Source organism: Rahnella sp. ATs2 (genome assembly GCF_051851855.1).
Classification (GTDB): Bacteria; Pseudomonadota; Gammaproteobacteria; order Enterobacterales; family Enterobacteriaceae; genus Rahnella; species Rahnella variigena.
Genome location: NZ_JBLYPL010000042.1, coordinates 1 through 8,796 on the forward strand (window position 1 = coordinate 1; position 8,796 = coordinate 8,796).

The 8,796-nt window shown below is 42.3% G+C and carries 12 protein-coding genes; 6 read left to right on the top strand and 6 right to left on the bottom strand.

The window, feature by feature from the left end:
- A partial coding sequence (locus tag ACJY2G_RS25150) for a DUF3800 domain-containing protein (protein ID WP_439292338.1) occupies positions 1-365 on the top strand: 365 nt, incomplete at its 5' end.
- A gap of 172 nt (positions 366-537) precedes the next feature.
- Here ACJY2G_RS25150 and ACJY2G_RS25155 read toward each other — a convergent pair.
- A complete protein-coding gene (locus ACJY2G_RS25155; protein ID WP_439292339.1) occupies positions 538-915 on the bottom strand; it encodes a hypothetical protein in 378 nt (125 codons plus the stop codon).
- Positions 916-1,382: 467 nt separating this feature from the next.
- Between ACJY2G_RS25155 and ACJY2G_RS25160 the strand changes: the two genes are divergently transcribed.
- The 4 genes from ACJY2G_RS25160 (at position 1,383) to ACJY2G_RS25175 (ending at position 2,958) form a co-directional block, all read left to right on the top strand.
- A complete protein-coding gene (locus ACJY2G_RS25160) occupies positions 1,383-1,646 on the top strand; it encodes a helix-turn-helix transcriptional regulator (RefSeq protein ID WP_439292340.1) in 264 nt (87 codons plus the stop codon).
- Positions 1,643-1,900, top strand: a complete 258-nt coding sequence (locus ACJY2G_RS25165) for a HipA N-terminal domain-containing protein (protein WP_439292341.1) — start codon at positions 1,643-1,645, stop codon at positions 1,898-1,900. The genes ACJY2G_RS25160 and ACJY2G_RS25165 overlap by 4 nt, the downstream gene beginning before the upstream one ends.
- Before the next feature lie 321 nt (positions 1,901-2,221).
- Complete coding sequence (locus tag ACJY2G_RS25170; RefSeq protein WP_217172011.1) at positions 2,222-2,482, top strand: DUF1778 domain-containing protein; 261 nt, start codon at positions 2,222-2,224, stop codon at positions 2,480-2,482.
- Positions 2,479-2,958, top strand: coding sequence for a GNAT family N-acetyltransferase (locus ACJY2G_RS25175; RefSeq protein ID WP_439292342.1), 480 nt, complete (start codon positions 2,479-2,481; stop codon positions 2,956-2,958). Before ACJY2G_RS25170 ends, ACJY2G_RS25175 begins: the two co-directional genes overlap by 4 nt.
- A gap of 87 nt (positions 2,959-3,045) precedes the next feature.
- Here ACJY2G_RS25175 and ACJY2G_RS25180 read toward each other — a convergent pair whose 3' ends face one another.
- The 5 genes from ACJY2G_RS25180 to ACJY2G_RS25200 all read right to left on the bottom strand — a co-directional run bounded on the left by ACJY2G_RS25180 (position 3,046) and on the right by ACJY2G_RS25200 (position 6,976).
- A complete protein-coding gene (locus ACJY2G_RS25180) occupies positions 3,046-4,092 on the bottom strand; it encodes a tyrosine-type recombinase/integrase (protein ID WP_439292343.1) in 1,047 nt (348 codons plus the stop codon).
- 344 nt (positions 4,093-4,436) lie between these two features.
- Complete coding sequence (locus tag ACJY2G_RS25185) at positions 4,437-6,248, bottom strand: NACHT domain-containing protein (protein WP_439292344.1); 1,812 nt, start codon at positions 6,246-6,248, stop codon at positions 4,437-4,439.
- A gap of 8 nt (positions 6,249-6,256) precedes the next feature.
- Positions 6,257-6,388: a hypothetical protein gene (locus ACJY2G_RS25190; protein WP_439292345.1), complete on the bottom strand. Its 132-nt coding sequence runs from the start codon at positions 6,386-6,388 to the stop codon at positions 6,257-6,259.
- Positions 6,389-6,422: 34 nt separating this feature from the next.
- Complete coding sequence (locus tag ACJY2G_RS25195; protein WP_439292346.1) at positions 6,423-6,737, bottom strand: CcdB family protein; 315 nt, start codon at positions 6,735-6,737, stop codon at positions 6,423-6,425.
- A gap of 2 nt (positions 6,738-6,739) precedes the next feature.
- Positions 6,740-6,976, bottom strand: a complete 237-nt coding sequence (locus ACJY2G_RS25200; protein WP_439292347.1) for a type II toxin-antitoxin system CcdA family antitoxin — start codon at positions 6,974-6,976, stop codon at positions 6,740-6,742.
- 329 nt (positions 6,977-7,305) lie between these two features.
- Between ACJY2G_RS25200 and ACJY2G_RS25205 the strand changes: the two genes are divergently transcribed.
- The gene (locus tag ACJY2G_RS25205) at positions 7,306-8,697 is read left to right on the top strand and encodes an ISNCY family transposase (protein ID WP_439292348.1); all 1,392 of its coding nucleotides are present in this window, start codon (positions 7,306-7,308) and stop codon (positions 8,695-8,697) included.
- Positions 8,698-8,796: the final 99 nt, after the last annotated feature.

Genomic DNA, 8,796 nt, shown 5'->3' on the forward strand with positions numbered 1-8,796 from the left:
AAGTGACAGGAATTGTTGCGAACAACATGTTGGCTAGGGCAGGGATGAAGAAGCTGGTTAAGTCTGTCACGATGCATGACTCTAAACATCATCTTGGATTACAGGTTGTAGACATCCTGACTGGGGCGGTGAACTCTGGGTACCTGAAGTACCTTAATCCTCGGCTGGAACTATCAGTGGCTAAAGAGCTTGCCTTTGAACGTATGGCTGCTCTGCTTGGTTGGGATGTATTCCATTACGATACATTCCCGAATAAGGATTTTAACATCTGGCACTTTCCGCAAGAGATGCGAGCTAAGCCGGGTTCAAAGATTATTCGACCTGATTACAGTGTTCCGTTGGTTAAGCGGGAAGAGCTGTCCTAACCTCAGTTTTAAAAGTTGACTGTGTATGCATAGGCCTTCTTGGCCTGCTCCCTGTTGTGTAGCACGCCACGATTTAAGTAATGCCTTTATCAAACTGCGAATGACTATCTTTCGCTCAAAACCGCCCGTCATGCCTGCTTAAAAAACAGGCTTGGCGTAGGATCATTAATCATCAAAAACATGCTTGTTGAGTTATACGGTTTCCCACCAATACCACTTTTAAGCTTTGGGGATCGACATTGAGTACCGCATAGCGTATTTGCGGACAAATCAGTTCTAAGCTTCGTTTGCTACAATCAAGCTGTATTAAAGTGCGTGCGCCTGATTGGGTTTGCACCCTATTGGTCTCAGGATAGTCGCTGCAATCAAATCCTTCTTTACTTAACTTTTCTTTCGCCGCATCCAAGCTCATTCCGATAAGATTTAGGCTCTCGACTTCTCTGGCATGCGATTTTTCAGAAACTCGAGTCAGTGAGCACCCGCTCAGTAACTGAACGAAGAGTAAGGAAAATATAAGGATTAATACCTTTTTATTTTTTGTTCTCTGCATCAGACGAACCTTTAGGTTTTATACCTTTGAGCGATATTGCAATAAACAGAGTGAGGAGTAAAACTTAAAATTCTCCGCTTAAAACCTTTATAAACTATGGGGTGATCTGCTTCCCGTTGATCAATATACCTTGATGCAAGTAATGCCTTGTGAGTATCAGTTTCTCGTCCACTTCCCACCAACAACTCATTTTTGAGCCATAAGCGAATGGTTGGTACGTCACAGAGTGTTAATTAATATAGGGCAGATCACTTTTATCCAATTTTCATTAATGTATCTCATAGGATACATTAACAACATCTTTCACTTTCAAGTATCCCAAGGGATACTTCTGTTCTTTATTCGTAAATTTCAGAACTCATTTAAATTGCTACTCAAGCTAGATTTGTCGTATTAAAGTCACATTATGAGTCCCATGGGATACATTTTTGCTTTATACGTGGTTTATAGTATCCCAGGAGACACACATGACTACTCTCTATGATGTTGCAGAAATGCTTAAAACTGCAAGGATCGAAGCAGGCTTGTCTCAGGCTGAATTGGCTGAGAAAGCAGGTGTTTCACGTGTGACCGTTGTTCGAATGGAGACACTTGCAAAAGGCGATATGAGTGTGTCGATTCTTGTCCGTCTTTTAGAGGCCGCGGGCTATGACTTACGTGCAGTCAAAATAGGGCATGTCCGAACCCTGGATGACATTCTCCTAGAACAGCGCAATGCGGAAGCATCATGAAGTTAGATGTGCAAGTTTTGGGTAAGAAAGTCGCGACACTATTCCGGGACCGGGATAAGTATGTGCTTCAATACTTACCAGAAACTAAGAGTAACGAATTTATCAGCCTGTCGATGCCTGTTAGTGAAGCAGCATGGCGTTGGCCAAGGGATTTGTATCCATTTTTCAGACAGAATCTGCCTGAGGGTTACCTTCTGAGAGTCATTCGTGAAAAATTTGGTCCACTGCTCGAGGAACAGATTTATCGCTTTTGACTGTTATAGGCTCTTCAGGAGTAGGCCGTGTAACCGTTACGCGAGAAGGTATAGCTCCCGGAGAAGAACCGGATCTTTTGCAAATTAACGACCTGCTGAAAGGCAATAATACAGCCGACCGCTTTGCAGCTTTAGTAAGGCGTTCTGCAAGAGCCGCTGTATCTTATACCTAAATTCTTGCTCCTATTGGCGAAGTTCTTCTAAGCAATCAGACTCTCAAAACCCGGCAGTTCATTGTTAAGAAGTTTACTCCGGGAGTGTATTGACAATAGATACACAACACTTTAAAGTATATCCATTGTCAATACAGGAGGAAACAAAATGCGTGACGCTGCGATTAATTTGCGTGCCTTACCGGAACAACGTGATCTCATCGATCAGGCTGCCACTCTGTTAGGTAAAAACCGATCTGACTTTATGCTGGAAGTCGCGTGTGAGCGCGCACAGGCTATTCTGCTCGACCAAGTCTTTTTCCAGCTAGATACTGAAAAATTCCACGAATTCACAGCGATGCTTGATGCACCTCAAAAGGCAAATCAGGGTCTGGAACGTCTGATGGCAGTGAAAGCACCCTGGGCATGAGTTTACAATTGTCTGCTCCTGAACCACTTACAACTGAACATATCCTTGATGCGTTTGGTTGTGGGGAATCAATGTTAGATGAATGGTTAAAACGGCGTGCTCTGACAAACCATTTAAACGGTGCAAGTCGTACTTTTGTTGTCGCGACTCTCGATAAAAGTGTTGTGGGTTATTATGCCCTTGCAGCCGGCGCTGTGTCGCACAAGGAAGCAACAGGGTCAGTTAGGCGTAATATGCCTGATCCAGTTCCGGTCATAGTATTAGGAAGATTGGCGGTCGACCTGCGCACTCAGGGATTAAAGCTAGGTGCATCATTGTTACAGGATGCCGTTCTTCGAGTTCACTCAATTGCCGAAAATACACGTGTCAGAGCATTGCTCGTACATGCACTTCATGAACCGGCTAAACAATTTTATGAACACTACGGTTTTACGTCATCGCCAATTAATCCGATGACATTAATGCTACGCCTTTAGAATTTTCAACGACCTTTAAGCACATCATGTGTAAAATCAAAAAAAGATGAAATAACACTTCATAATGATTAAGTATGAATTATTCTATTATGTATTGTTATGGTTCAGAGTACTCTTTTCCATAAGATCGGTCATAGCGCCTTCATGAGCCTGAAGATTGCGAATATAACGCATTAATGTTTCAGGCTTTTTCCAGGTTCCTTCCTGCATAATCTGTGCGACAGCATAACCACGTCCAGCCATATCCTGCGCAGCTCCTACGCGGGCGCTGTGACCAGTCCAGGCTGTGTAACGCCCTTTGTTTGGAATGATGGTTTCACCTGCTCCAATCGTATGCCAGGCCTGAGCGAAAATAGATTCAATCGCAGGCGTGCTCAGCGGACGAGTGACCGAAAGAGTTGCACTCCCAGATCGGTGCACCGGACAAAAGAGGAAGGCGTCAGGTTCTGAATTGATACCAGACACCGACAACCACTCAGTTAGCCGGCGGGAGGACTGAAAACTTAGGGACTTGATCAGGCCACCAGTTTGGACAATTGTTTTGGTGTAACTCACATTAAGTATGATCCTGCCATCTGTTGCCCTGGAAATATCGCGAACGCGAAGACGGGCTAATTCACTGATACGCAGCAGCGTGCTGTAAGCTACATGCAGAAATGCTAAATCACGTTTAAGGCGAAGCGATGTTGAGTCAGACCAGAGCGCATCAAGCTCAAGCAGATTTTCAAGACGAAAGGGTACGGCCTGGCCTGTACGTTCACCCGTGACAACTGCGACACGATTTATTTTCTTAACAGCCCGGAAAACCAGCGGTGAAGAATTAGGAGGAGTCAGGCCAGCATTACGGTGTAACATCGAAATCAATGAGCCATGCGTCGCAATCGTTGAAGAGGCCCGGCCATTATCCTGCAACCAGTTCAGGTAATCACGAAGGTCAGCCGGAAGCATAGGCAAAAACGAACGCCCATTCTCTGCCGACCATTTATGGCAAATACGCATCACGCTCATTAGTTGTCGCCACGTATTGGGAGAAAAAGCCTCCTTATCCTGAACAAATTCCTTAAGCCTGGCCAGAACATCCTCTTCAGCCTGGATAGCCGGTAACGCCTGGGGGATCGGTGTTAATTTGCCCATATATAGCTTAAAAAGCACACTCCTAGTCACTGACGATGCTACGTGGATTCTGAGAAACACACAGGGCATTTACCTTGCAGATTTCACGTAGCGTAACCTGCACGATCTACAGAGAAAATCATCTGCATTTGTAACTACTGGATAGATTACCAGCTCATACAGTAGATGGTTAACTTTATATAAGTCCCATTATATAAAGTTAGCAGTTAGAAAAATTACCGATACTTAGGATAAAGGAAACGAAGTGTAGCTATACCCATTAGGTCAAAAATGACAGCTAATGGGTTGGTTTGAATCACAAAGTTTTTAAACAACTAAATCAAGTGAATAATGAAACCATATTTTCAATCAAAACCTTCCAATAAAGCATCAACTCCATTTGATTGATCTGAAACTATATCTTCAAAGACTTTCTTCGCAGAAGAGTTGTAAATTACAGGGATCATCAATGTATGCCTGAATTGAAGTAGTACACCTATGACGTCAGGAATAATTTCGTTACTGAAATTACTCAACCGGCCATCTATAGAGGTAATAGTGACATTTTCAGGAATTTTTAAAATATCAATAGACAATCTATTGAAATAATCTTTTTCCTTAAAGAAGTATTCTGGATGTTTCAATCTAAGTATTTCGAAAACTGTACTTTTTAATGTCACAGGATAAGTGATATGCGTTATGAATTCCCTGAATCCAATAAAATTATTCTCGAAAACATTATGGGGAGATATATTGCCACCTAATAATTCGAAGTCGCCAAGATTCGCATTACTATATGGTGTTAAAAGCAGACTCAACTCTGAAAAAAAACTAATGCTTACCCATATTTCCTTATCACACTCATTTAAGTATACAAAATTATTAATTTTATTCCAGTGGTCAAAGTACTCATTGAGGCAATTATGTAGTATGGATTTCCTGAACGTTGCATAATCTATATCCGAACAGAGTTCGATGATATTTTTATATTTCACAGAACTATTACTTTCATATATTTTCAAAAGTAACTCATCTCTTTTATCTTTCACTTCTATACATATAAATTCAGCGGAAAAATACTCCATCAACGATTTATGGGCCCATCTATAAACGGATGCTTCCTTTATAAACAACGGAACCGCGTAAATTAAGTCATCAATGAATTTAATTGGCTTAACATTAATCCCTTTTAATTTACCAGTAATTTCATCTAGTACCACTTCGAGCTCAGAGCGACTAAACTCGAGCTTTCCATTATTTTTCAAACACCAAAATGCTAATCTTCTTAAGATAATGCTAAACTCAGTGATATCTAAACCTGATTGTTTTCGTCTAACATAGCCAGTTTCTTTACTTAAATCATGCGTTTCAAAAAGAGCTTCAAAAACCTGGCTATAGAATAAATCTTTCCTGCGCGGTATTACAGGTTTAAACTTGTACGAGCAAAATAGAAGTGAGACATATAATGGAGTTGTCAAGAACTCAAGAATCGCGCCATTATCCTTTTCTCTCATTGATTTTATTTCAGATATGAGTTTGTTTGAAAGAATTAAACTATTCCCTAGTTTTGTTGAATTTGCATCATAAAGTCGAATAAGATTAAAAGATTGGTTCAAATCGAGAGGTTTTATCTTAAACCGAACATAACTTTTCAATTCTAAAAGTGACTGGTCTGGCCGTGATGTAATTATAACCTTCGAATAGGGAACCTCGTCAGTGAAAGCTTTTATCCTTTTGATGACATCATTTTTAATGTCAAATGGTATCTCATCCACTCCATCAAAAAAGTATATAAAAGGGATGTTCCCTAAATAACCTTCACTGCTAACATTATCTAACCCAATTAATTTATTAAGTTGCTCTGTTATAGGTTGATCGGTCAACGTACGCAACTCAACATATATCGGTATATATTCAGAGTGATCGATTATATCAATTACAATTTTTTTTAAAAGAGTCGATTTACCCATCCCTGCATTATCAATTATTAAAACATTATTGAACTCTTCTAGAAAAACATCACCACGTTGAACTAGGTGCTCACTTTCTTCCCTTGTATCCAAATTTGACAGGGTTAGGGGCTCATATATATCACTTACTTTTTTCAGGATATTAGGAAACGCCAATGAATTTATTGTAGAGCATTGTGCTCGCGTTTTGGCTAAAAAATCAGACATCTGATATTTTAATCTGAAAATATTTTTTCTTTTTGATAAAAGTCATATCCTTTTCGAAATAAAAAAGGAAATACTTTTTCTTCAATGAGTTTCGTAGCCCAAGGTCTTGCTAGTTCGATTGCACTTTCAAGTGTTATCATTTATGTCTCCAATCTTATTTAAAACTAGAAATAATTAGATTCCATCGAAAAGGAAATCGATCGCAGCTTTTATCTGCGTACGGTATTGAATCGCGCTACAAAACTCAGCACCAAGGACTCGACAGGGTATGCTCGCTAGTTCGTGGGTCATAACTGCGTATTCTATGCCATCTGAAAGCCTTAGCAGCGGAATCATACGTTCCGGTCGATGCCCACTCGGATATTTTTGAATGGGCAATAATGGTATTACAATTCTACGATTTAACTGACCTATAATATCGCTCGTCACATCAAGCAGAAGGGGATACGCGACACTTTTTCCAGTATTGTGATACACAGTGAATTGCATACTTAAAACGTCCTATATTCATCACTAAAGCAACCATTTTCATCATGGAATCGGTTTAGGGACTCAAGAGCTTCCATATTTTCCTCTTGCCACTTTTTTGCGGCATGATGGCGCAGTTCTGCATCCAGAGCCGTAGTAAGTGTGGCACTAAGGTTGATGCCGGCCTCACGTGCTCGGTTTAGCAAACCTCGCTCCACAGTCATGGTGACGCTCTGTGTATTACGTTGTTTGACTGACATGAAAACTCTCCTTGATCTGATTTGGCAATACGTGTGCATTACACGGCAGTATACACGTGCAATAACAAATTACCGAATTGGATAGCCACCAACAAAATCACAATCCGGTAGGTCTTACTTTATGGTTATATGGAAGAGTTTAACGCTGAACGGTTTTAGTGAAACAGTGGTTTTAGGTAGAAAAGATAAACGTCTGAAAGATAGCAATATAATAATTTTATTTAACATAATTAACGTTATACGAAGTTAACTTATAGAGGCTAAGCTAAGATGACCGTTATGAGCTAAGCTGACATGGCCGCTTCGGGTGACCTGCTGAGGAACCTGTTATGACGGCTTCTGGTGCGGAGTTTTTTACGATGAACGAAGTTAACCGACTTAAAATTATACAAGACGTTATTGACCGACGGCTGACCACGCGTCTTGCCGCAGAACGTCTTGGTATTTCAGATAGGCAGTGTCGCCGCCTGCTTCAGCGTTATCGTGAAGACGGCCCACTTGGCATGACTGATCGCAGACGCGGCAAGCCCAGCAATTATCAGTTGCCTGCAGGTATTGCTGAGCTTGCCATTCAGATCATCCGCGAACGCTACGCTGACTTTGGTCCCACGCTGGCCTGCGAGAAGCTGGCCGAGTTACATAACGTAGTACTGGCTAAAGAGACTGTCCGCAAGCTGATGATATTCGCCAGGCTCTGGATCCCTCGAAAACAGCGTGCCCCAAAAATTCAGCAGCCACGTTATCGCCGCGCCTGCGTCGGCGAGCTTATCCAGATTGATGGTTGCGATCATCGCTGGTTTGAAGAACGCGGTCCGGCCTGCACGCTGCTGGTTTATGTGGATGACGCAACCAGTCGACTCATGCAGCTGCACTTCGTGAAGTCGGAGTCGACATTCACGTATTTCGAGGCGACCCGCGGCTACCTGGAAAAGCACGGCAAACCATTAGCATTCTATAGCGACAAAGCCAGCGTCTTTCGCATCAACAACAAAAATGCGGCCAGCGGCGATGGTCAGACACAGTTCGGGCGTGCAATGAACGAGCTCAACATTACCGGCATCTGCGCCAATACCAGTTCAGCCAAAGGACGGGTTGAGCGGGCACATCTGACGCTTCAGGACAGACTGGTTAAGGAGCTAAGACTCCAAGGTATCAGCACACCTGAAATGGCTAACGCCTTTGCCGAAGAGTTCATGGCAGACTACAACCGGCGTTTTGCCCAACTTCCGAGGCATGATTTTGACGTTCACCGGTCACTCGATGCTGACGACAATCTGGATCTCATATTCACCTGGCGTGAACCGAGGAAAGTCTCAAAGTCGCTGACCATCCGATACGACAAGATGTTATATCTTCTTGAAGATAATGACGAAAGCCGACGCGTTATGGGCAAATATCTTAATACGTATCAGTATCCTGACGGACGTATCGAACTCAGAAGTAATGGCACCGCACTTCCCTACTCGGCTTATGATCGGCTGTCAGAGGTAGATCAGGGTGAGATAATTGATAACAAAAGACTCGGGCATGCGTTGGCGGTGGCTAAACTCATGCAGGATAAACGTGATAATACGCGGTCGCAGGGGCTTCCGGCGGGGAACGGACCGAGCAGGAGGAAGAAGGATGCTGGGAAAAAACGACAGCGTGATGTTAATGAAGACGATTTGCTCGAAGCCTTGCGCAATCTTCAGACGCGCAGTGAAGAAATATTTGGCCATTAATTGAATACGAAGGACATTATTCAAGACTAATGTTTTACTAAATTCGGACAACTTAGCTTAGCTAAAGTCCGGTCATTTCAGCTTGGCTACAACATAACT

Bases quoted from the DNA above. Each gene is read 5' to 3' on its own strand.
- ACJY2G_RS25155 (WP_439292339.1), bottom strand. From the start codon at position 915: ATGCAGAGAACAAAAAATAAAAAGGTATTAATCCTTATATTTTCCTTA.
- ACJY2G_RS25160 (WP_439292340.1), top strand. From the start codon at position 1,383: ATGACTACTCTCTATGATGTTGCAGAAATGCTTAAAACTGCAAGGATC.
- ACJY2G_RS25165 (WP_439292341.1), top strand. From the start codon at position 1,643: ATGAAGTTAGATGTGCAAGTTTTGGGTAAGAAAGTCGCGACACTATTC.
- ACJY2G_RS25170 (WP_217172011.1), top strand. From the start codon at position 2,222: ATGCGTGACGCTGCGATTAATTTGCGTGCCTTACCGGAACAACGTGAT.
- ACJY2G_RS25175 (WP_439292342.1), top strand. From the start codon at position 2,479: ATGAGTTTACAATTGTCTGCTCCTGAACCACTTACAACTGAACATATC.
- ACJY2G_RS25180 (WP_439292343.1), bottom strand. From the start codon at position 4,092: ATGGGCAAATTAACACCGATCCCCCAGGCGTTACCGGCTATCCAGGCT.
- ACJY2G_RS25185 (WP_439292344.1), bottom strand. From the start codon at position 6,248: ATGTCTGATTTTTTAGCCAAAACGCGAGCACAATGCTCTACAATAAAT.
- ACJY2G_RS25190 (WP_439292345.1), bottom strand. From the start codon at position 6,388: ATGATAACACTTGAAAGTGCAATCGAACTAGCAAGACCTTGGGCTACG.
- ACJY2G_RS25195 (WP_439292346.1), bottom strand. From the start codon at position 6,737: ATGCAATTCACTGTGTATCACAATACTGGAAAAAGTGTCGCGTATCCC.
- ACJY2G_RS25200 (WP_439292347.1), bottom strand. From the start codon at position 6,976: ATGTCAGTCAAACAACGTAATACACAGAGCGTCACCATGACTGTGGAG.
- ACJY2G_RS25205 (WP_439292348.1), top strand. From the start codon at position 7,306: ATGACGGCTTCTGGTGCGGAGTTTTTTACGATGAACGAAGTTAACCGA.